This window comes from Nonomuraea sp. CA-141351 (assembly GCF_050944675.1).
Taxonomy (GTDB): Bacteria; Actinomycetota; Actinomycetes; order Streptosporangiales; family Streptosporangiaceae; genus Nonomuraea.
Genome location: NZ_CP191982.1, coordinates 5,021,985 through 5,043,100 on the forward strand (window position 1 = coordinate 5,021,985; position 21,116 = coordinate 5,043,100).

The window sequence follows — 21,116 nt, forward strand, 5'->3', positions numbered from 1 at the left end:
ACCACCCCATGCAAAGACGAGGAATCATCCTTGCCTCCGTGACGGCATTAGCCGTGGCGGGCCTCGCTTCCCCGGCCTCGGCCGCCACCGGCCAGATCACCGGCTACGGCGGCAAGTGCGTCGACGTCGCCGGCGCCAACAGCGCCAACGGCACCCAGGTCCAGCTCTGGACCTGCAACGGCACCACCGCCCAGTCGTGGACCACGCAATCCGACGGCACGATCCGCGCACTCGGCAAGTGCCTGGACGTGGCGGGTGCGAGCAGTGCCAACGGCACCAAGGTGCAGATCTACGACTGCAACGGCACCGCCGCCCAGCAGTGGACGGCCGCCTCCGACGGCACCCTGCGAGCGCTCGGCAAGTGCCTGGACGCCACCAACGTCAGCTCGGCCGACGGCACGCCCCTGCAGATCTGGAGCTGCGGCACCGGCGCCAACCAGAAGTGGACGTTGCCCTCCGGCGACGGCACCCCCAATCCCGGCAAGCTGCCCGGCGCCCCGTACCTCTACATGGGGTGGGGGAGCCCGCCCAACCCGGGCACGGTCATGGACGCGACCGGCGTCAAGTCCTTCACGATGGCCTTCATCCTGTCCGGCGGCGGCTGCACGCCCCGCTGGGACGGCTCGCGTGCGCTGACCGGCGGTGCCGACCAGCAGGCGATCAACACGATCAAGTCCAAGGGCGGCAGCGTCCAGGTCTCCTTCGGCGGCTGGTCGGGCAGCAAGCTCGGCCCCAACTGCGGTACGCCTGAGGCGTACGCGGGCGCCGTGCAGCAGGTCATCAACGCCGTGGGACCCGCGGCCGTCGACTTCGACATCGAGAACACCGACGAGTACGAGAACTACACCGTCCAGGACCGCATACTCAACGGCCTCAAGATCGTCAAGGCGAACAACCCGAACGTCAAGGTGGTCGTCACCTTCGGCACCTCCACCAGCGGCCCGGCCGGCGCGGGCACCCGGCTGATCAACCGGTCGAAGGAACTCGGCGTCCCGATCGACAACTACACGATCATGCCGTTCGACTTCGGCGGCGGGTCCAACATGTACCAGAGCACGGTCAACGCGGCCGAAGGGCTGAAGAACGCCCTGAAGTCGGCGTTCGGCTGGTCGGACGCCACGGCGTACGCGCACATGGGCATCTCCGGCATGAACGGCCTGTCCGACCAGTCGGAGGTCACCTCGGTCGCCACCTGGACCCAGATCCGCGACTACGCCAACTCCCATGGCCTGACCAGGCTCGCCTTCTGGTCGGTCAACCGCGACCGCCCCTGTTCCGGAGGCCTGTCCGAAACCTGCAGCGGCGTCTCCCAGAACGCCTGGGACTTCACCCGGCTGACGGCGGGGTTCTGATGCGTGCCCTGGTCGTCCTCGTGCTGATCGCGGCCGGGTTCATCCTCATGCCGGTCGCGCAGGCAGCCGTCCCCACCGGCCTGACCACCGTGGTCGCCAAGCACAGCGGCAAGTGCGTCGACGCCCGCGCCGCCGCCACCGCCAACGGCACCGCCGTCCAGCAGTACGCGTGCAACGGCAGCGGCGCGCAGCTCTGGCAGTTCCAGGCCACCAGCGGCGGCTACTACCGGGTCAACAGCTCGCTCAACGCCGCGCAGGCCTGGGACGTGACCGGAGTCTCGACCGCCGACAGCGCGCAGGTCCAGCTGTGGGCCTACGGCGGCGGCAACAACCAGCAGTGGCTGCCGGTGGAGGAATCCGGAGGCACGTACCACCTGGTCAACAGGAACAGCGGCAAGTGCCTCGACGTGCCGGGCGCCTCCACGGCCGATAGCGTGCAACTGCAGCAGTACACCTGCAACGGCACAGCGGCGCAGTCGTTCACCCTGTCGGGCGGCGGCGGTGGTGGCCCCAATCCCGACCTGGGGCCGAACGTGCGCATCTTCGACCCGTCGATGCCCGCGTCCACGATCCAGTCGCAGCTCAACTCGGTGTTCAGCCAGCAGCAGTCCAACCAGTTCGGGTCCAACCGGTACGCGCTGCTGTTCAAGCCGGGCACCTACGACGTGGACGTCAACGTCGGCTTCTACACCCAGGTCCTTGGCCTGGGACAGACGCCCGACGCGGTGACGATCAACGGGGCCGTGCACGCCGAGGCCGACTGGTTCGGCGGCAACGCCACGCAGAACTTCTGGCGCTCCGCCGAGAACCTCTCGGTCACCCCGGCGGGCGGCACGGATCGGTGGGCGGTCTCGCAGGCGGCGCCGTACCGGCGCATGCATGTGCGCGGAAACCTGCAGTTGGACGACGGCGGCTGGTCGAGCGGCGGGTGGATCTCCGACTCGCGGATCGACGGTCAGGTCAGGTCCGGGTCGCAACAACAGTGGATCTCCCGCAACTCGGCCTTCGGGTCCTGGAGCGGATCGAACTGGAACATGGTCTTCGTCGGGGTGTCCGGCGCGCCGGGCAACACCTTCCCCAGCCCGCCGTACACGACGGTGGGGCAGGCGCCGGTGGTACGGGAGAAGCCGTTCCTCTACATCGACGCGGCGGGGGCCTACCAGGTGTTCGTGCCCGCGCTGAAGTCGAACTCCGCCGGGGTGTCGTGGCCGGGTGCGGGCACGTCACTGCCGATCAGTCAGTTCTTCGTCGTCAAGCCGGGCAACACCGCTGGTGACATCAACGCGGCACTCGCCGCGGGCAAGAACCTGCTGGTCACGCCGGGCGTCTACCATCTGAACGACACGATCAGGGTCACCAGGGCCGACACCGTGGTGCTCGGTCTCGGGTTGGCGGCGTTCGTACCCGACAACGGCATCACGGCGATGACCGTCGCCGACGTGGACGGCGTCAAGATCGCCGGGCTGCTGATCGACGCCGGGACCGCGAACTCGGCGACGCTCATGCAGGTCGGCCCGGCGGGCTCGGCGGCCTCACACGCGGCCAACCCCACTTCACTGCACGACGTCTTCTTCCGCGTCGGCGGCGCCGGGGTGGGCAAGGCGTCACAGAGCCTGGTGATCAACAGCGACGACGTGATCGGTGATCACACCTGGATCTGGCGGGCCGACCACGGCAGCGGCGTCGGGTGGAACACCAACACGACCGTCAACGGGCTCGTCGTCAACGGCGACAACGTGACGTTCTACGGGCTGTTCGTCGAGCACTTCCACCAGTACCAGGTCATCTGGAACGGCAACGGCGGGCGGACCTACTTCTTCCAGAACGAGATGCCCTACGATCCGCCCAACCAGGCGTCCTGGATGAACGGCTCCACCCGTGGCTGGGCCGCCTACAAGGTCGCCGGTTCGGTCACCTCGCATGAGGCCTGGGGGCTGGGCAGCTACTGCTACTTCAGCGCCAACCCCGCGGTGGTGGCCGACCGGGCCTTCGAGGTACCGAACACGCCGGGGGTCCGCTTCCACCACATGGTGACGGTCTCCCTGGGCGGCACCGGAACCATCGCCCACGTCATCAATTCCACGGGAGGCCCAAGCAACTCCTCCACAAACGTCGCAAATCTCGCCGAATACCCATAACCCACCAACGCGTCCTCCCCCCTTTGCCGAAAGGGGGGAGGACGCGTCCGCGTCGGCTGACGTACAGGGCGGCCAAGACGTCGCCGACCGGCCTGCGGGTCAAGGTCTTGGTGGATGATTCGCTCCCGCCGGTGGATGCCTCGAGTGCCGCACCAGATAGGGCCATGATGATCGGTCGTGTTGCTGCGCTTGGTCTGTCTCACGGTGACGGCCGTCCTCTCGCTCCTGCGGCTGGTGTCCATCGGCGATCGCGATAAGGACATCGAGATCTTGGTGCTCCGGCATCAGCTGACCGGGCTGCAACGTCAGGTGAAGAAGCCTGCGTTCACTCGGGATGATCGCTTCCTCCTCGCGGCACTGTTGCATCGTCTGCCGAAGGACAGACCGCGGCACCTCAGGCTGCTGATTCGCCCTGACACGATCCTGCGCCGGCATCGTGATCTGCTGCGGCGCCGGCACGCCACCCGCCGGGTGCGGATCCTCCATGTCGGGCAGTGGGTCACACAGCTCGGCCGTAACCTCGTCATGGACCTGCAGGATGCGGTCCGTGACCGAGACGCCAAGTTCACTGCGGCCTTCGCCTGGCCGGATGATTAATCGGCACCCGCAGCCCCGTCGCGCTCGCTTCTTTGGGCGAGGCGCTGGGCTTGCCCGTTGTGCACATCGCTGACCCACTCCCAGCCGGGCTTGGCCGATGGGCCGACCCGCGGGTCGCTGGGATCCTGGCCGTCACGCAAGGCGTGCACGTACGCCCGATCTTGGCCGATCCGTGCGTGCACCTGGTCAGCTCCGCCGACGGACCCGTGGCCCGGGACAACGACATCGACGTCGCCCGCCACGCCCTCGAGCAGCCGCAGCGCAGTGAGGTAGTCCTCGATCGGGTCGGCGGTGTCGTTCAGGTCGAGCATAGGAATCAGGACATCGGAAAGCATGTCGCCGGCGACGAGGACTCCGCGTTCCTGGATCAACAGCGCCGCGTGGCCCGGGGCATGCGCTTGATGCTCGATGATCCGGACTTGAGGGCCATCCCAAGGAATCTGCGTAGTTTCGGCGGGCAGACCGGTAATGAGGCCGAGTAAGTCCAGCGGTACCTGCCCGGCGATTTCCGTCTCGAGCAGGTGGGCGGCGATGCGGGCCTTCGCACCTGCGTCCGACAGCTGATCTCGGACGGTGGCCGCGCAGCGCGCCGTGCCGTAACGGGGCGCCTCGCCGAGCTGGGCGTCCCAGAGCAGGTGATCCCAATCCGGATGCGTAGAAAACCCTGCCACAACGGGCTGACCCAACTCGCGAAGGTCGTTCGCGAGGCAGTCGATCTCGGAGCCGGTCACCCCGGGGTCGATGAGCAACACACCGGCCCGGCCCTGCACGACAACGGCGTTGCTCTGCACGAACTCGCTCTCGTGGACCAGCACACCCTCCGCGACCTGCCTCAGCACGAGCTCGCCTCCTTCGCATCCCGGATGGCGTAGCGATGCATCGTGACGCCCTGCTTGAACGATCGCTGCTCGAGCAGGTCGAGCTCGATCGGCACGTCGTAGTCGTCGAACAGCGGCCTGCCGAAGCCGAGGATCGCGGGATGGGTGAAGAGCAGCAGCTCGTCGAGCAGCCCCGCCCGGAGCAGCTGTGTGGCGAGCGCCGCGCCGCCCACACTGATGCTGCCGTCGGTCCCGGCCCGCAGGGCGGCGAGTTGCTCGATCGCGTCGTCTCCGCCGATGATCCGGGTGTTGTGATCGGCGCCGCGGCGGGTGCGGGAGACGAGCACCTTGGGCTTGGCTGTCCAGATCTCGCCGTACTCACGCATGTAGTCCGGCAGCGACGCGTCCTCGCGCGCCCGTGGCCAGTACTCCTCCATGACCTCGTAGTAGACCCGGCCCTGGACCATGAGCGCGAGCGCCCGCGTCTGCGCATTAGCCTCGCGGTGCAGCTCCTCGTCGATGCGCAGCCACTCGCCAGCGCCGTTGTCCCCAGGAACTTGCTCGATCCGCAGGTCGAGGGACACCTGCATCGAATAGACGAAGCGGCCCATCAGCTCCTCTTCCCAAGAGTGATTGCATTCTGCAACTACTATAAGTAGGACGAAATACCTGTCAAGGAGGAATCGTGGAACCACGGTCCGGATGTCCGATCAACGCCGCCGTCGAGGTGCTCGGAGATCGCTGGTCGTTGCTCGTGCTGCGCGACGTCATCTTCGGCGACCGCCGCTACTTTCGGGCGCTGCTCACCGGGTCCATCGAGGGCATCGCTTCGAACATCCTCGCCGACCGCCTTGTGCGGCTCGTCGACGCAGGGATCCTCACCCGCGGCACCGCCGCACGGGGGCAGCGCGCTCGCTACAGCCTCACTGAAGCCGGTATCCAGACTCTTCCGATCATCTACGCCCTCGGCAACTGGGGCCTCGACTGGCGCCCGGGCAGCGACGAGCTCCGGAGCCGGCAGCAGCTCATGCGCGATGAAGGTCCGGCGTTCATCGAGGAGCTCATGGACGAGCTTCGCGTCCGCCACCTCGGCGCCCCGCCGAAGCCGCACGACGGTCCAGGCCCGCTCGAGCGCCTCGACACCGCCTACGCCGCGGCCGCCGAGCGAGAACACGTCGATCAACGGTGACGGAACGGCCCCCGCCCTGACCTTCTTGGGCTCCGGTAACTTGCCGTCACCGCGCACAAGACGCCGCCGCCATGGGACAGACACACTGCCTGCCCGACGTCCTGCGATCCTGCCGGAGCCGAGCCATCGAGGACAGCAAAATCCCAGATCAAACCCTGTGACACAATTTTCGGCACTCACAGGCGGTCAGGATGCGTCCCCGGTCGGTAGGCCGGTCGCTGAACAGGTGGAGCTTGCGGCGCTGGTCATCAGGACCGGCCCACCGTTCGGCGAAACGGAACCCCAGATACATCCCTCGGCGGGCGGGGTCGGCGCCTGGTCCAGGTTGCGGCGGAGCTGGGCGAGGGCTTCCGCGCGGGCGGCCTGCACCCACTCGTTGACGGTGTCGGGGGAGACCACTGACAGCTCGGCGGTTCGGCGTACCGGCATCCCGTCGCGGCGCGCCTCCAGCACAGGGGTCCGCACGTGGCTCATGGCCTGCTCCAGCGCGGCCTGACGCGAGCGCGCCCGCCGGCTCAGCTCGCGGCCCGCGCTTCGCGTAGCAGCGGGATGCCCTCTCCGAGATCGCGATTGATCGGCAACCCGATCCGCATGAGCTCCGGCTTGGCCACCTCGAACCCCTGCACCTTGCAGGAGACGGCCACCGTGCAGTCGCCCCCCGCCAGCCGCATGAGCCGGCCCCGGCGCACGAACGCCTGCAACATCGTGACGTGGAAGATCAGCTCGATGCAAAACGTGATCTTGCCCGCCGGCCGGCCGTTGATCCGCACCTCGACCCAGGGCTCGTGGCGGGAGACGATCTCATGTTCGGCCAGGGGCACCATCTGGCCGATGTCGGAGCTGTCGCTCAGCGTCTTGCGCGCGGCGTCGCGCAGGCTGCGGTACTTCTGCCAGCCGCCGAGCAGGACCGATCCGAGATCGATGCCCTGCAGCAGCTCGCCGCCCGCGCGCGCCGCCTTGTCGAGCAGTTCGCCCGGCGGCAGCCGGGCGTTCTGGCCGATCTCGTCGAGCATCCGGCGCGCGTCGAGGGCTCGCGACAGCTCCTCGACCGCGCTGCTGGGGTCGGCGAAGACCAGCAGGTCGGCGGTGCTCGGGTTGGTGGCGAAGGAAACGGTCACCGTACGATCTCCCTGATCTCCTGGCGGCCCTGGTCGTGATGGCAGACGATGTCGATCCCGAGGGACGGGAGGTCGCGGATCTCCACGGTCGGGGCGGGATCCGCGCACGGCACGCAGACGACGGACGGCGCCGCGGCCTGGCGCGGCCGGCGGGCGCGGCGTATCGCCCAGGTCAGCGCGGACACCGCCACGATCGCGAGCACCAGCAGGAGGGGCAGGACACCGCTCGACGATCCGGTCTCGTCCGGGTCGATGGTGTCGGGCTCCAGCGGCGGCTCGCTGCTCTCGCTGGGGGTGTCGTCAATGGTGGGGGTGACCGGATCGGTCGGCCCGACGGCGCCCGACAGGGTGACGGTGATCGAGCTACCGCGATCGACGACGCTGCCGGGCACGGGATCCTGCTCGCTCACCGTGCCCGACTCCCCGCCGCCGACCACGAGCACGAGGCCGGTGCCGTCGAGGCGGTTGCGCGCCGCGCTCCTGGTGAGGCCCCGCAGGTCCGGGACCGTCACTCCGCTGGGCGACTGGGGAACGCGCAGGGTGAGCGTCACCGTGCTGCCTCGCGCCACCTTCGTGGTGGCGTCCGGGTCCTGGTCGGCGACGACCCGCGGCTCGGCGGCGGACCCTTCGGCCACCACCGGCACGAGCCCCGCGTCACGTATGGCCTGCTCCGCCGTCTCCAGCGGATCGTCGACCACGTTGGGGACCTCCGCGAGCGGCTCGACGAGCGAGATGGTCACGGTGGTACCGCAGTCCGCGATCTCCTCGCTGGTCGGGGTCTGGTCGTCCACCGTCCAGTCGGCCGCGGCGGTGGACGGCTCGGCGACCGGCACGAACCCGCCGAGGCGCATGGCCTGCTCCGCCTCCTGGCGGGTCATGCCCATGACGTTGGGCGGGTTGCCGTCCCGCCCAAGGCCGCCGCCTGTGGCCTCCTGGACGTTCAGCACGGGCGGGCATCCTGGGGCCGGCGTCGTGGGGTCATCGGTCGGGTCGTTTGTGGGGGCCTGGGCCGGCACCGCTTCGGGGACCGCCCTCGCCGACGCCGGCAGAACCGCCGACGCGATCATGATCGCGGCCAGCATCTTGGCCACCAGCCCGTACCGCATCGCCACCTCCTGCGCTGACGCTAGGCGCGACGTGCGCGCCCCGGCATGAGTCACCCCCTACTCAAGTCAGAAGGAGCGCGTCGCCCTCCCGCGGAATACCAGGTGGGGCGGTGCCTTTCCGCCTCATGCATTCCCAAGCCGCTCCCGCTGCCGCTGGGCAACCGCCAGCTGGTAGCGGGCCAGGTCGTCAGGCACCATGGTCAGCCTCGCGGACCACTTCGACGCGGTCGTCGAGGTGCACCTGCGGGGCACGTTCACCTGTGCCCGCGCGAACGCCGGCCCGCGCGCCCAGTATGCGTTACGGGCGCAGGGGAAGCTCATCGAGCACGGACGTGGCGAGCGTCGCGGCGCTGGGCTCGTAGCGGTGGGCCAGGGTGTGGAACACGGTCTCGGCGCGGATCCCCGGCCAGTCGGCGGGCAGGTGTTCGGCGGGCAGACGGGGGTCCTGGCGGACCAGCTGCAGCCAGTCGGTGTGCAGAAACAGCTGCCTGGCCAAGTCGTCCGTGGCCGACGGCAGCGGGTGCGCCGTGTCCCAGCGGTCGAGGAAGGCCCGGTAGCGTTCGGCGATCTGGTCGGTGTCGAACGCCTTGCGCACCAGGTCGGCCGACTCTGTCGGCTTGAACGCCCGGGCCTGGAGCACGGTGACGTTGTCGCCCAGGCCCAGCGGGGCCAGCATCGACTCGACGTCCTTGGCTCCGGGAGCGATCCACAGCCCGCCCTGCAGCAGCCCGAACCCGGCCCAGATGAGCTGGGAGCGCAGGTCGTGGCGGGTGCTGCGCTCGCTGCCCGGCAATGAGAAGCCGACCAGCGTCCAGGTGCCGTCCCAGTCGCGGTTGACCGCGCCCCTCTCCCAGACGTGCCGGCGCCCGTCGTCGAGCACCTCCGTGGCGTGCCGGGTGAGCCCGAAATAGACCTTCTTGCCCTGGCGGTGCCGGGCCAGCAGGTTGCGCTTGACCATGCGGGTGAGCGTCGAGCGCACCGCCTCCTCCGAGACGCCGAGGCGGGCGAAGACGTCGATGACGCTGCCCGAGTAGACCGCGGTGTCGCGCCCCAGCACATAGATGCCGAGAAAGCTGAACATCAGCGACTGGGGGCGCGCCGAAGGCAGCTGGTCCTGCTCGTCCTCGTGCTTCACAGGCATGAGCGTAGACCGGGCAGGGATGTAGGGCAAAGTATTGACTTAGGTTGAAATTATGCCCAACGTTGAGGGCGGCAACGTTATCGGACTCCTGGATCGTTTGGGGTGGAATAGATGGATTTGTCGGGCAAGGTGGCGGTGGTCACCGGGGCCGGTCGCGGTCTCGGCCGGGCCTACGCGGAGGCGCTCGGCGCCGCCGGAGCGGCGGTCGTCGTCAACGACGTGGACGCCGCGGCGGCTGCTGAGGTGGCCGAGGCCGTCGTCGCCGCGGGCGGCAAGGCCGTGGCCGAGGCAGGCGCGGTCGGCTCGGCGCACGTCGCGCAGCGGCTGGTGGAGGCGGCGGCCAAGGAGTTCGGCCGGCTCGACGTCATGGTGACCAACGCCGGCATCCTGCGGGACCGGGTCCTGTGGAAGATGTCCGACGAGGACTTCGACGCGGTCGTCGAGGTGCACCTGCGGGGCACGTTCACCTGTGCCCGCGCGGCCGCGGTCCGCATGCGCGAGCAGGGCGAGGGCGGCCGGCTGATCCTGATCTCCTCGCCGGCAGGCCAGCGCGGCAACTTCGGCCAGACCAACTACGCCGCCGCCAAGGCCGGCATCGTCGCCATGGCCCGCACCTGGGCCATGGAGCTGGCCAGGGCGAACATCACGGTCAACGCCGTCGTCCCGGTCGCGGCCACCGAGATGACCAAGACGATCCCGGCCTTCGCCCCGATCCTCGAAGAGGCCGAGCGCACCGGCGGCCCGCTGCCGGACTGGCTGCGCAGGGACGAGGGCCTCGGCACGGTCGAGGACGTGGCCGGGCTCATCGTCTACCTGGCCTCCGACGCCTCCGCGGGCGTCACCGGGCAGGCCATCGGCATCGGCGGCGACAAGCTGGCCCTCTGGTCGCACCCGAAGGAGCAGGCTGTCGCGTATGCCGACGGCGGCTGGTCCGCCGACGCCATCGCCGCCTCCTGGGACACCGGCGTCGGCGTCGAGCCGGAGACGTACGGCATCCCCGCGCCGAAGGCCCCCACGTCATGAACATCGACGAGCTGGTCGCGATCGACGTGCACACCCACGTGGAGGTCTCCAAGGACGGGCACGGCTCGCTCAGCCCGGAGCTGTTCGGCGCGTCGGCGGCCTACTTCGGCGCGCACGAGCGGCCGACCATCGCGCAGATGGCCGCCTACTACCGGGAGCGGCAGATGGCCGCGGTGGTGTTCACCGTGGACGCCGAGCACACCACCGGCCATCCCCGCATCTCCAACGAGGAGATCGCCGAGAGCTGCGCCGAGCACCTCGACGTGCTCATCCCGTTCGCCAGTGTCGACCCGTGGAAGGGCCGGGCGGGTGCGCGCGAGGCCCGCCGGCTGGTCACCGAGTACGGCGTGCGCGGCTTCAAGTTCCACCCCAGCATCCAGGGCTTCGCCCCCGACGACCCGATGGCCTATCCCCTCTACGAGGTGATCGAGGAGCTCGGCGCGGTGGCCCTGTTCCACACCGGCCAGACCGGCATCGGCGCGGGCGTGCCGGGCGGGGCGGGCATCCGGCTGAAGTACTCCAACCCGATGCTGGTCGACGACGTGGCCGTGGACTTCCCGCACCTGAGGATCATCCTGGCGCACCCGTCGTTCCCCTGGCAGGACGAGGCCCTGGCCGTCGCCACGCACAAGCCGTCGGTGTACATCGACCTGTCCGGCTGGTCGCCGAAGTACTTCCCGCCCCAGCTCGTCCGCTACGCCAACACCCTGCTCAAGGACAAGGTGCTGTTCGGCTCCGACTACCCGGTGATCACCCCGGACCGGTGGCTGGCGGACTTCGCCAAGCTCGACATCAAGTCCGAGGTCCGCCCCAAGATCCTCAAAGACAACGCCGCGCGCCTGCTCGGCCTCACCCCCAAGGAGACACAGTCATGACCACCGTCGCGAACGGTCTGACCGAGCTCAAGGCGCTGGCCGGGCAGGACCTCGGCCACACCGGCTGGCTGGAGATCGCCCAGGACCGGGTGAACCTCTTCGCCGAGGCCACCGACGACCACCAGTGGATCCACGTCGACCCGGAGAAGGCGAAGGACGGCCCGTTCGCCGGCACGATCGCGCACGGCTACCTGACCCTCGCCCTGCTCATCCCGCTTTTCACCGAGCTGCTCGACATCCAGGGCATGAAGATGAGCATCAACTACGGCCTGGACAGGGTGCGCTTCCCCAGCCCGGTCAAGGTCGGCGGCAAGATCCGCCTGGCCGCCAAGGTCGCCGAGGTCGAGGACGTCCCCGGCGACGGCGTCCAGATGTCGCTCGACTTCACTGTGGAGATCGACGGCGCGGCCAAGCCCGCGTGCGTCGCCCGTGCCGTCTACCGGCACTACGCCTGAACCCCCTTCCGAGATGTGAGGAGCCCCCCGACTCATGTCCAATCCCGTCCAGCTGCGCCGCGCGGTAGCCTCGAGCTTCCTCGGCAGCGTCATCGAGTACTACGACTTCCTCCTGTACGCCACGGCGTCGGCCGTCGTGTTCAACAAGGTCTTCTTCTCCAACCTCGACCCGCTGGTCGCCACGGTGGCCAGCCTGGGCACGTTCGCCACCGGCTACCTGTCCAGGCCGATCGGCGGCGTCGTGTTCGGCCACTTCGGCGACCGGCTGGGTCGCAAGCGCATGCTGGTGCTGACCATGCTGCTGATGGGCGTGGCCAGCTTCCTCATCGGGCTGCTGCCCACGTACGCGCAGGCCGGGGTGCTCGCCCCGGTCGCACTCGTCCTGCTGAGGGTCGTGCAGGGGGTCGCGGTCGGCGGCGAGTGGGGCGGCGCGGTGCTGATGTCCGCCGAACACGCCACCGCCCGCCGCGGCCTGTGGGCCAGCTTCACCAACGCCGGCGCGCCGTTCGGCATGGTGTTGTCCACGGGCGCGCTGAGCGGCACCGCCGCTCTCGTCGGCAACGAGGCCTTCCTGGCATGGGGCTGGCGGGTGCCGTTCCTGATCAGCATCATGCTGCTGGCCATCGGCCTGTTCGTCCGGACGCGGGTGGAGGAGACCCCGGTGTTCAGCGCCGCCGTCAAGGAGCGCGCCTCCAGGGCCCCGCTGCTGGACGTGCTGCGCGACCAGCCTAGGACGCTGCTCCTCGGGGTCGGCGTGGGGCTGGCGGCGTTCGTGGCGCAGGGCACGCTCACCACGTTCCTCATCGCGTACGGCGTGGGGGCCGGTTTCGAGCGGCAGACCGTGCTGAACGGGCTGACGCTGTCGTCGGCTCTTGCCGTGCTCGGCATCCTCGGCTGGTCGGCGCTGTCCGACCGGATCGGGCGGCGGCCGGTCGTCGTGACCGGCGCGCTGATCATGGCGGTGTTCGCGTTCGCCCTGTTCCCGCTGGTGAACACGGGCAGCGCCGGGCTGCTCACCGCCGCGCTGGTCCTCGGCCAGGCCGTCGTGCACCCGATGATGTACGGTCCGCTGGCCGCGCTCTACACCGAGCTGTTCAGCACCCGCACCCGATACACCGGGGCGTCGCTCGGCTACCAGCTGGCCGGGCTCGGCGCCGGGCTGGCTCCCGTGGTGTTCGCCCAGATCCAGGCCTCCAACGGCGGCGGCGGGACCCTGGTCGTCTCGGCCGTCATCGCCGGCACATGCCTGCTGGCAGTGGTCTGCACGCTCGCGCTCAAGGAGACCAGTCACGGTGATCTCGCGGAGCCGGCTGTGTCCGAGACCACCACGTCCTGACAGGAGAGGCACGCTCATGCAGAACTCCGGGATCGGCGGCTGGCCGGCGCGGCGCGCCATGATGTCGCCGGACCGCACGGCCTTCGTCTTCGAGGACCGCTCCCTGACGTATGCCGAGGTCCACAAGCGGGTGACGCGGGTGGCGGCGCGGCTGCGGGACAGCGGCGTGCGGGCCGGGGACCGGGTCGCCTATCTCGGGCCGAACCACACCGCGTTCGCCGAGACCATGTTCGCCACGCACGTGCTCGGCGCGATCTTCGTCCCGCTGAACTTCCGGCTCGCGGCGCCCGAGATCGACTACATGCTGGGACACAGCGGCGTGAAGGTCCTGATCCACGCGGCGCAGTGCGCGAACGTGGTGGCGGCGCTGACCGGCACGCCGGGCCCGGATGCGATCATCCCGCTCGACGCCTACGAGAGCTGGCTGGCGGCGGGAGATCCCGCCCCGATCGACGTGCCGGTGGCGCAGGACGACATCGCGCTCATCCTGTACACATCCGGCACCACGGGGCGGCCCAAGGGCGCCACGCTCAGCCACGCCAACCTGATCTGGAACACCTACAACATGCTCATCGGGGTGGACGTGGCGAGCGACGAGACGACGCTGGTCAGCGCCCCGCTGTTCCACGTGGCGGCGTTGAACCAGACGTTGCTGCCGACCTTCGCCAAGGGCGGCCGATCGGTGATCATGCCGTCGTGGGACGTGGATCCCTGTTACGACCTGATCGAGAAGTACGGCGTCACGTGGATGTTCGGAGTCACCACGATGTTCGCCGCGTTCGCCGCATCCCCGCGCTGGGCCGGGGCGGACCTGTCCTCGCTGCGGACGCTGATGTCCGGGGGCGCGGCCATCCCGCCCGCGCTGATCCGCGCGTACCAGGAGCGGGGGCTGGTGTTCTGCCAGGGATACGGGATGACCGAGACCTCACCGGGTGCGACGTTCCTGGAGGCCAGTCAGAGCACGCGCAAGGTCGGCTCGGCGGGCGTGCCCGTCTTCTTCGCCGACGTGCGGGTCGTGCGGGCCGACCTCGGCGACGCCTCGCCGGGCGAGCCCGGCGAGGTCCTCATCCAGGGCCCGAACGTCGCCCCCGGCTACTGGAACGACGCCGGGGCCACCGCCGCGGCCTTCGCCGAGGGCGGCTGGTTCCGCTCCGGCGACGTCGCCTACCGCGACGACGAGGGGCACCTGTACATCGTGGACCGGGTCAAGGACATGTACATCTCCGGCGGCGAGAACGTCTATCCGGCGGAGGTGGAGGCCGTCCTCTTCGAACATCCCGCGGTCGCCGAGGCGGCGGTGGTCGGCGTCGCGGACGAGACGTGGGGGGAGACCGGCCGCGCGTTCGTGGTGACCCGTCCCGGGCACGCCGTCACGGGGGAGGAACTGCGCGAGTTCCTGCTCACCCGGCTGGCCAAGTACAAGATCCCCCGGTACGTGACGTTCGTCGACGACCTGCCGAAGACCGGCTCCGGCAAGATCCAGAAGCTCAAGCTCCGGGACCTGCCGGGCGTCAGTGCGGCGGCAGGCCCGACAGGGCCGTCCGGCAGCGGTTGAGGTAGATCTCGTGTCGCGGCGCTGCCTGGGGGTGAGCCGCGAGAGCATGCGCGCCCGCGCGGCCGGCCCACCCACCATCACCAGGGCCGGCGCGGCACTCGGCGGGCACTTCTTCGGCCAGTCCTCCTTCGCCAGGCACGCCCTGGTCGACGAGCGCAGCCTCGTCAAGCTGCCCGCCGGCGCGCACGACCGGGTGCCCTTCCGGGCTGGAGCCGGCCCGCGAGCTTGGGGACAGCTACACGGTCGACATCACCTCAGGCGATCCCGCCGAGGCGATCAGGGAGATCACCGGCGAGCACGGGGGCGGCGGCGTGGTCGAGACGACGGGCAACGTGGGAGTCGCGGGCGCCGCCGTCGGCGTGCTCTCCGCCCAGGCACCGCGGTGCTGGTCGGCGCCCCCTTCAGCTCATCGATCCCCGCGGACGTCAACTTCATACTGCCGGACCGCACGGTGACGGGCCTGACCCCCGGGCGACAGCGAGACGGAGTCGCTGATCCCGGTGCCGGCCGATCCTGCGGTTCCAGGGACATTCGTTTTCCGGCATCCGGAAAGCGCCGTTCCGCGGTCCCGGTGACCCAGGTCACCATCGTTCCACTGGTGAAGGAGTCGCCCATGCCAAGCATCCCCCGCGATCAGTGGTACGTCGCCGCGTACGGCCGCGAGATCGGCCACGAGCTGTTCAGCCGCACCATTTGCGGTGAGTCCATCCTGTTCTGGCGGACCCGCGCTGGGACCGTCACCGCAATGTCGGACCGCTGCGTGCACCGCCGGTTCCCGCTGTCCGAGCCGCCCAGCCGGCTGGTCGACGACCAGGTGGTGTGCGGATACCACGGCTTCACCTACGGCGCCGACGGCGGCTGCGTGGCCGTCCCCGGCCAGACCCGGGTGCCGCGGACCGCCCGGCTGAAGAGCTACCCGGTCGTCGAGCAGGACTCGTTCGTCTGGGTCTGGATCGGCGACCCGGCCAAGAGCGACGCCACCCACATCCCGCGGGCGCCCTGGCTGGTCTCGCCCGGCTACACCACCGTGTCCGGGATGGAGCCGCTCAAGGCCCGGTTCGGGCTGCTGGTGGACAACCTGCTCGACCTGTCGCACGAGACGTACCTGCACGGCGGCTACATCGGCACCCCCGAGGTCGCCGCCACCCCGATCACCACCGAGGTCGACGAGGAGGCCGGGATCGTCTACGTCAGCCGCCACATGGACGACGCCGAGTGCCCGCCGTTCTACGCCAAGTCCACCGGACTGACCGGGCGGATCATGCGCTGGCAGGACATCGAGTACACCCCGCCGTGCCTGTACAAGCTGCACTCGCGGATCGCGCCGCCCGGGGTGCTGCCGAACGCCGACGGCGCCGACCCGGACGCCTTCCATGTCGAGGTGGTGTACGCGATCACGCCCGAGACCGAGCACAGCACGCACGACTTCTGGGCCGTGGCGCGGGACTTCGCCCTGGACGACCAGGGCGTGTCGGACTTCCTCGCCGAGAACAACAGGACCGTGGTGCTGCAGGACGTGGCCGCGCTGGACGTGCTGGAGCAGGTGATCGCGTCCGAGCCGGAGGGTTACCAGGAGTTGTCGATCAACATCGACACCGGTGGGCTGGCGGCGCGGCGCATGCTGGCCAGGCTCGCTCAGCAGAGCGTCGGCAGCCGGGTGTGACGGGCATGGAGTCGACCCGCATGCTCACCGGGCGTGAGGTGTTCCGGGTGGTGTGGCTGCCGGGTAGCGACGTGCTGCAGGGCACGTGCCACTGCGGCGCCACCCACATTGCCGAGGGGCCGATCGAGGTGTGGGAATGGCTCCTCGCCCACCCGGTCGGCCACTCCCCGAACCGGCCCCTGGGCCCGTCTGCGGTCGTCCTCGGCCCGGCGCAGGTGGCGCACGGCACAGCAGCACCTTTCGGCGCGGGGGTGATCCGATGACCGCAGTCGGGAGCGTGCGTGGCGCGGTCGCGGGCGTCCGGAGCACTGGCGACGGCGCGGCCGAGCGCAAGGTCGTCGTGCACGTGCGTGAGCAGGTGGCCGAGGGGGTCGTCGCGATCGAACTGCGTGATCCGGCCGGCGAAGAGCTGCCCGTCTGGACGCCCGGCGCACACGTCGACCTGGTGCTCGGTGGCGGCGACCTCGTCCGCCAATACTCGCTGTGCGGCGACCCGGCCGACCGGACGACGTGGCGGATCGCCGTGCTGCGCGAGCCCGACGGCCGGGGCGGCTCGGCCTACGTGCACGACGAGCTTCGCCCGGGCGCGACGATCCTGACCCGCGGTCCCCGCAACAACTTCCCGCTCCACTCCGCTACCCGCTACCTGTTCATCGCCGGTGGGATCGGGATCACCCCCATCCTTCCGATGATCAGCGCCGTCGAAGGCGCCCCATGGCGGCTGGCCTACGGCGGCCGCACGGCGGCGTCGATGGCGTTCGGCGACGACCTGCGTGCCGCCCACGGCGACCGCGTGCTCCTGTGGCCGCAGGACGAGCACGGCCTGCTCGACCTCGACACCCTCCTGGCGGAGGAGCCCATGGACACCCTCGTCTACTGCTGCGGCCCCGCCCCGCTCCTGGAGGCTGTCGAGGCGCGTTGCGCGAACCGGCCGCTGCACGTGGAACGCTTCACCCCCAAGGACACGGGCGACCCGGTGACCGGTGCGTTCGAAGTCGAGCTGACCGCCTCCGGTCTCACCTTGATGGTGCCGCCGGACCGGTCGATCCTGAAGGTCGTGGAGGAGGCGGGCGTACCCGTCCTGAGCTCGTGTCGGGAGGGCACCTGCGGGACCTGCGAGACCCCGGTCCTCGCCGGCGTCGTGGACCACCGCGACTCGCTCCTCACCCCCGAAGAGCAGGCGGCGAACGACGTGATGTTCGTCTGCGTCTCCCGCGCCGCCTGCCCCAAGCTGGTCCTCGATCTCTGACTATGGAGCTCTGACCGTGGAGGCGCCGATGCCGTCAGCCGCCGTGAAGACCGGGCCGGTCGTGGCGCGCGCCCTGCAGATCCTCGGCGCGTTCACCCCCGATCGGCGGTCGCTGACGCTCAGCGACCTGTCCCGGCACTCCGGGCTGCCGGTCTCCACCGTGCACCGGCTGGTGGCGGAGCTCGTGGCATGGGGCGCACTGGAACGGGACCCGGTCGGCTGCTACCACATCGGCCTGCGCCTGTGGGAGATCGGCTCGCTCGCCCCGCGCGGGCTGGGCCTGCGTGAGGCGGCACTGCCGTACCTGGAAGACCTGTCGCAGGTGACCCGCGAGAACGTGCAGTTGGCCGTGCGGGAGGGCACCGAGGTTGTGTTCGTCGAACGGATCGCGGGCAGCGGCGCGGTGCCGGTGCTCACCAGGGTCGGCGGCCGCTTCGCGCTCACGGCCACCGGCGTCGGCCTGGTCCTGCTCGCGTACGCCCCCGCCGACGTGCAGGAACAGGTCCTGGCCCGCCCCGTCGGGCGGTACACCGAGCGCACGCTCGCCACCGCCCACCAGATCCGCGCGGCCCTGGCCGACACCCGCGCCCGCGGCTACGCCGTCAGCGACCGCCAGGTCACCATGGACGCCTTGTCCGTCGCCGCCCCCATCCACGACCTCGACGGCGAGGTCGTCGCCGCAGTATCCCTGGTCGTCCACCACGGCACCGCCTCGACCCAGGCACTCGCCCACCTCGTACGCACCAGCGCCCGCGCCATCTCCCGTGCCCTCCCACCGTTCGCGGCCGGACGCTGACGAGCCCGCCTCGAGCGACGAACGCAGCTCTGACCAGTGGCGGGTGTAGGCAGGACCGCCTCCTGCAGCCTTTGGCCAAGGAAACGTCTCTGAGCGGTGGGAAGAGTTGATCAACGATGTCAGGCTCGATATGAGTGACGGCCCGTCATGGAAGAAAAGTTCTCCCGGCATCTGCCGGGAGGACTTCGCTTGTTCCATCGTGGGACGATTCGGTTCGCCGGCAGGTCAGCACTGACATGACCGCGGGCACACGGAAGGGATCCACGTGATCGACGTGGATCCTTTCGGTGCGGAAGCGAATTTTTTGCGAGGGTTCGGGTCGCAGCAGCTCGTGCTGCCATTCGGTCTAGATCGCTGATGTGAATTTGGGTTAGTGGTCGTAGGCGGTCAGGGACCGTTTCACGGGTGCGTCGGTGTTCCAGTTGTGCCAGATTGCGGCGTTGAGGGCGAGGATGCGCTGGCTGATACGGGCCCAGAGGCCGTCGGGGTGGCGGGCGTTGTGGCGTTCGAGGCCGAGCTGGTTCTTCAGTGTCCAGATGATCGCCTCGATGCGCTGGCGCAGCCAGCCGGGAAAGGGCAGGGCGCGTGCAGGCTCGTCTTCGCGGGTCGGCCGGATCAGGAGATGACCCAGATCGGCGGCGGCCTTCTCGATGCCGGCTCCGGCGAATCCCTTGTCGCACACGATCGGGCATGGCCCGTCGGCTATCTGGTGGACGTGCAGCAGGTGCAGGGCCTGCTTGCGTTCATCGAGCTCTTTGGGGTGGGCCAGGCTGAAGCCGGTCACCGCGCCATCAGCGGTAGTGATCAGCATCAGCTTGGCGCCCCAGTAGAAGGCGTGGTGGGACTTGTCCATGCCGTATCCGGCGATCTCACCCAGGTGTGATCTGTTGACCGTCACTCGCGAGGCGCCGCAGCGGATCGGGGTGCCGTCCATCAGCCGCAAAGGCTCGTGCCAGGTCGGGACCTGGCGGGCCAGCCACAACGCCGCCGCCGACATGGCCGGCCCCAGATCACGCAGTTGCCGGTTGTACTGCGACTGGGACGGCAGCCTGGGGAACAGGTGCCCGATCCGGCTGGCCGCCATCCGCATCCAGCGGCGTTCGTCATCACACCGCAGCAGCACCTGCGCCACTGCCACGACCACCGCCTCGGCCGGGGTCAGCACCGGCGGCCGGCCCCGTCCGCGAGGCCGTCCCCGCGAAGGCATCACGTGATCGTCCAGATGCACTGAGGTGCCCAGCAGATTCCGGACAGTCGGCTACATAAGCTGACAGAAGTCTGGAAGAGGTAGGTACGTGACGAGGCGTCGTAGGCAGTTCTCGCCTGAGTTCAAGGAAGAAGCTGTCCGCATGGTGCTGGAGGGCGAGCGGACGGTCGCGTCGGTGGCGCGGGAGTTCGACATCAACGCCAGTACTCTGGGCAGCTGGGTGAACCGGCATCGGGTCGTGAGCGCGCAGGAGGAGCGGCCGCCGGTTTCCGGGCCGGAGCGGGCGCGGATCCGGGAGCTGGAGCGGGAGAACGCCGAACTGCGCGAGAAGTTGATCTTCTTGAAAAAAGCAGCCGCCTTCTTCGCGTCCGAGACTCGATGACGCTCGCCAAGTACGAGCTCATCGACGCGGAGAAGGCCTGCCACTCCATCGTGAAGATGTGTGCCTGGCTGGGCGTGTCCCGCTCGGGCTACTACGAGTGGCGCGAGCGGCCGGCCTCGGCCACCGCGCAACGCCGGGCGCTGCTGACCGCTTTGGTCGCCGAGATCTTCGCCGGCTCCCACGAGACCTACGGCTACCGGCGCGTCCACGCCGCCCTGACCCGCCGCGGCGAGCACTGCTCACCCGAACTGGTCCGCGCCCTGATGCGCGAGCAGGGCCTCATCCCGGCCCAGGTGAGGGCGTTCCGGCCGGCCACCACCGTCCAGGGCGACTACCGTGGCATCCCCGACCTGGTCGGCCGCGACTTCACCGCCGAGCGGCCGGGCATCAAGCTGGTCGGCGACATCACCTATGTCCGCACCTGGGAGGGCTTCTGCTACCTGGCCACGGTGATCGACTGTCACAGCAAGGCGGTGCTGGGCTGGGCGATGGCCGACCATTACCGCACCGAGCTGGTCAAGGACGCGATCCGGATGGCCGCCGGCACCGGCCTGCTTCAGCCCGGCGCCGTGTTCCACACCGACCGCGGCTCGAACTACACCAGTGATGAGTTCGGCCGCTTCCTGACCGGCCTGGACATCCGCCGCTCAGTCGGCCGCACCGGGGTGTGCTACGACAACGCGATGGCCGAGTCGTTCTTCTCCGCGCTCAAGAACGAGTGGCTGCACCGCTTCGTCTTCACCACCCGAGCCAAGGCGAAACGGCAGGTCATCCGCTACATCGAAGGGTTCTACAACCACCGGCGCCTGCACTCGGCGCTCGGTTACCGGCCACCCCTGGAAGTACTCAACGAGTCCCTTACAACCCAAACAGCCGCATAGGCTACGCCCATAAGGCGGCTGTCCGGAATCTCCGTGGCCCCTCACACATAGAGTGCGGTCAGAAGGGCGTCTAAGTCAGTCTTCACACACCGACAATGGACGCCCTTCGTCACGCCCGCGGCCGATCACCAAAATTTCACATCAGCGATCTAGGGCTGGCTATCAGTTCGAGGCATGCACGTACAAACGCGGTCGGATCGAAGCGCGCTTCGCCGCCACCAATCTCACCTGCAAT

The 21,116-nt window shown here is 69.4% G+C and carries 21 protein-coding genes; 14 read left to right on the top strand and 7 right to left on the bottom strand.

The window, feature by feature from the left end; all coding sequences use genetic code 11:
* The first annotated feature begins 38 nt into the window (after positions 1-38).
* From ACQPWU_RS23715 to ACQPWU_RS23725, 3 genes are all read left to right on the top strand, one after another.
* Positions 39-1,352: a ricin-type beta-trefoil lectin domain protein gene (locus ACQPWU_RS23715; protein WP_433443637.1), complete on the top strand. Its 1,314-nt coding sequence runs from the start codon at positions 39-41 to the stop codon at positions 1,350-1,352.
* Positions 1,352-3,490, top strand: coding sequence for an RICIN domain-containing protein (locus tag ACQPWU_RS23720; protein WP_433443640.1), 2,139 nt, complete (start codon positions 1,352-1,354; stop codon positions 3,488-3,490). Before ACQPWU_RS23715 ends, ACQPWU_RS23720 begins: the two co-directional genes overlap by 1 nt.
* Before the next feature lie 177 nt (positions 3,491-3,667).
* Entirely contained in the window at positions 3,668-4,087 is a 420-nt protein-coding gene (locus ACQPWU_RS23725) for a hypothetical protein (RefSeq protein ID WP_433443642.1), read from the top strand.
* Here the strand turns inward: ACQPWU_RS23725 and ACQPWU_RS23730 are convergent.
* Complete coding sequence (locus ACQPWU_RS23730) at positions 4,084-4,926, bottom strand: MBL fold metallo-hydrolase (RefSeq protein ID WP_433443645.1); 843 nt, start codon at positions 4,924-4,926, stop codon at positions 4,084-4,086. The two genes, ACQPWU_RS23725 and ACQPWU_RS23730, sit on opposite strands and share 4 nt — an antisense overlap.
* A complete protein-coding gene (locus ACQPWU_RS23735; RefSeq protein WP_433443648.1) occupies positions 4,920-5,516 on the bottom strand; it encodes a dihydrofolate reductase family protein in 597 nt (198 codons plus the stop codon). Before ACQPWU_RS23735 ends, ACQPWU_RS23730 begins: the two co-directional genes overlap by 7 nt.
* A gap of 74 nt (positions 5,517-5,590) precedes the next feature.
* Between ACQPWU_RS23735 and ACQPWU_RS23740 the strand changes: the two genes are divergently transcribed.
* Positions 5,591-6,094, top strand: a complete 504-nt coding sequence (locus tag ACQPWU_RS23740; RefSeq protein WP_433443651.1) for a winged helix-turn-helix transcriptional regulator — start codon at positions 5,591-5,593, stop codon at positions 6,092-6,094.
* Positions 6,095-6,280: 186 nt separating this feature from the next.
* On the opposite strand, the gene ACQPWU_RS23745 is transcribed toward ACQPWU_RS23740, so the two are convergent.
* The 4 genes from ACQPWU_RS23745 to ACQPWU_RS23760 all read right to left on the bottom strand — a co-directional run bounded on the left by ACQPWU_RS23745 (position 6,281) and on the right by ACQPWU_RS23760 (position 9,453).
* Entirely contained in the window at positions 6,281-6,568 is a 288-nt protein-coding gene (locus tag ACQPWU_RS23745) for a hypothetical protein (protein ID WP_433443654.1), read from the bottom strand.
* Positions 6,569-6,609: 41 nt separating this feature from the next.
* Positions 6,610-7,212 (bottom strand): hypothetical protein, encoded by a 603-nt coding sequence (locus ACQPWU_RS23750; protein WP_433443657.1) that lies wholly within the window; start codon positions 7,210-7,212, stop codon positions 6,610-6,612.
* Positions 7,209-8,318, bottom strand: coding sequence for a PASTA domain-containing protein (locus ACQPWU_RS23755; RefSeq protein ID WP_433443660.1), 1,110 nt, complete (start codon positions 8,316-8,318; stop codon positions 7,209-7,211). The genes ACQPWU_RS23750 and ACQPWU_RS23755 overlap by 4 nt, the downstream gene beginning before the upstream one ends.
* A 298-nt stretch (positions 8,319-8,616) precedes the next feature.
* On the bottom strand, positions 8,617-9,453 hold the full coding sequence (locus tag ACQPWU_RS23760; RefSeq protein ID WP_433443662.1) for a PaaX family transcriptional regulator: 837 nt from the start codon (positions 9,451-9,453) through the stop codon (positions 8,617-8,619).
* Positions 9,454-9,570: 117 nt separating this feature from the next.
* On the opposite strand from ACQPWU_RS23760, the gene ACQPWU_RS23765 reads away from it, so the two are divergent.
* The 9 genes from ACQPWU_RS23765 to ACQPWU_RS23805 all read left to right on the top strand — a co-directional run bounded on the left by ACQPWU_RS23765 (position 9,571) and on the right by ACQPWU_RS23805 (position 18,411).
* Positions 9,571-10,482, top strand: a complete 912-nt coding sequence (locus ACQPWU_RS23765) for an SDR family oxidoreductase (protein WP_433443665.1) — start codon at positions 9,571-9,573, stop codon at positions 10,480-10,482.
* Complete coding sequence (locus ACQPWU_RS23770) at positions 10,479-11,357, top strand: amidohydrolase family protein (RefSeq protein ID WP_433443667.1); 879 nt, start codon at positions 10,479-10,481, stop codon at positions 11,355-11,357. Before ACQPWU_RS23765 ends, ACQPWU_RS23770 begins: the two co-directional genes overlap by 4 nt.
* On the top strand, positions 11,354-11,812 hold the full coding sequence (locus ACQPWU_RS23775) for a MaoC family dehydratase (RefSeq protein WP_433443670.1): 459 nt from the start codon (positions 11,354-11,356) through the stop codon (positions 11,810-11,812). Before ACQPWU_RS23770 ends, ACQPWU_RS23775 begins: the two co-directional genes overlap by 4 nt.
* A gap of 34 nt (positions 11,813-11,846) precedes the next feature.
* Entirely contained in the window at positions 11,847-13,148 is a 1,302-nt protein-coding gene (locus tag ACQPWU_RS23780) for an MFS transporter (RefSeq protein ID WP_433443672.1), read from the top strand.
* A 16-nt stretch (positions 13,149-13,164) separates the two neighbouring features.
* Positions 13,165-14,703, top strand: coding sequence for an acyl-CoA synthetase (locus tag ACQPWU_RS23785; protein ID WP_433443674.1), 1,539 nt, complete (start codon positions 13,165-13,167; stop codon positions 14,701-14,703).
* Between the two features lie 613 nt (positions 14,704-15,316).
* A complete protein-coding gene (locus tag ACQPWU_RS23790; RefSeq protein ID WP_433443676.1) occupies positions 15,317-16,366 on the top strand; it encodes a Rieske 2Fe-2S domain-containing protein in 1,050 nt (349 codons plus the stop codon).
* Positions 16,367-16,371: 5 nt separating this feature from the next.
* Positions 16,372-16,629: a hypothetical protein gene (locus ACQPWU_RS23795; RefSeq protein ID WP_433443678.1), complete on the top strand. Its 258-nt coding sequence runs from the start codon at positions 16,372-16,374 to the stop codon at positions 16,627-16,629.
* Positions 16,626-17,615: a PDR/VanB family oxidoreductase gene (locus ACQPWU_RS23800; protein ID WP_433443680.1), complete on the top strand. Its 990-nt coding sequence runs from the start codon at positions 16,626-16,628 to the stop codon at positions 17,613-17,615. Before ACQPWU_RS23795 ends, ACQPWU_RS23800 begins: the two co-directional genes overlap by 4 nt.
* A 28-nt stretch (positions 17,616-17,643) precedes the next feature.
* A complete protein-coding gene (locus tag ACQPWU_RS23805) occupies positions 17,644-18,411 on the top strand; it encodes an IclR family transcriptional regulator (RefSeq protein ID WP_433443682.1) in 768 nt (255 codons plus the stop codon).
* A 370-nt stretch (positions 18,412-18,781) separates the two neighbouring features.
* Here the strand turns inward: ACQPWU_RS23805 and ACQPWU_RS23810 are convergent, their stop codons facing one another.
* A complete protein-coding gene (locus ACQPWU_RS23810) occupies positions 18,782-19,618 on the bottom strand; it encodes a transposase (RefSeq protein WP_433443684.1) in 837 nt (278 codons plus the stop codon).
* A gap of 88 nt (positions 19,619-19,706) precedes the next feature.
* Between ACQPWU_RS23810 and ACQPWU_RS23815 the strand changes: the two genes are divergently transcribed.
* Positions 19,707-20,881, top strand: a protein-coding gene (locus ACQPWU_RS23815) for an IS3 family transposase (protein WP_433443686.1) whose coding sequence is annotated in 2 segments (ribosomal slippage) — positions 19,707-19,967 and positions 19,970-20,881 — 1,173 coding nt in all. Because the reading frame shifts where the segments join, the coding sequence is not laid out codon by codon here.
* Positions 20,882-21,116: the final 235 nt, after the last annotated feature.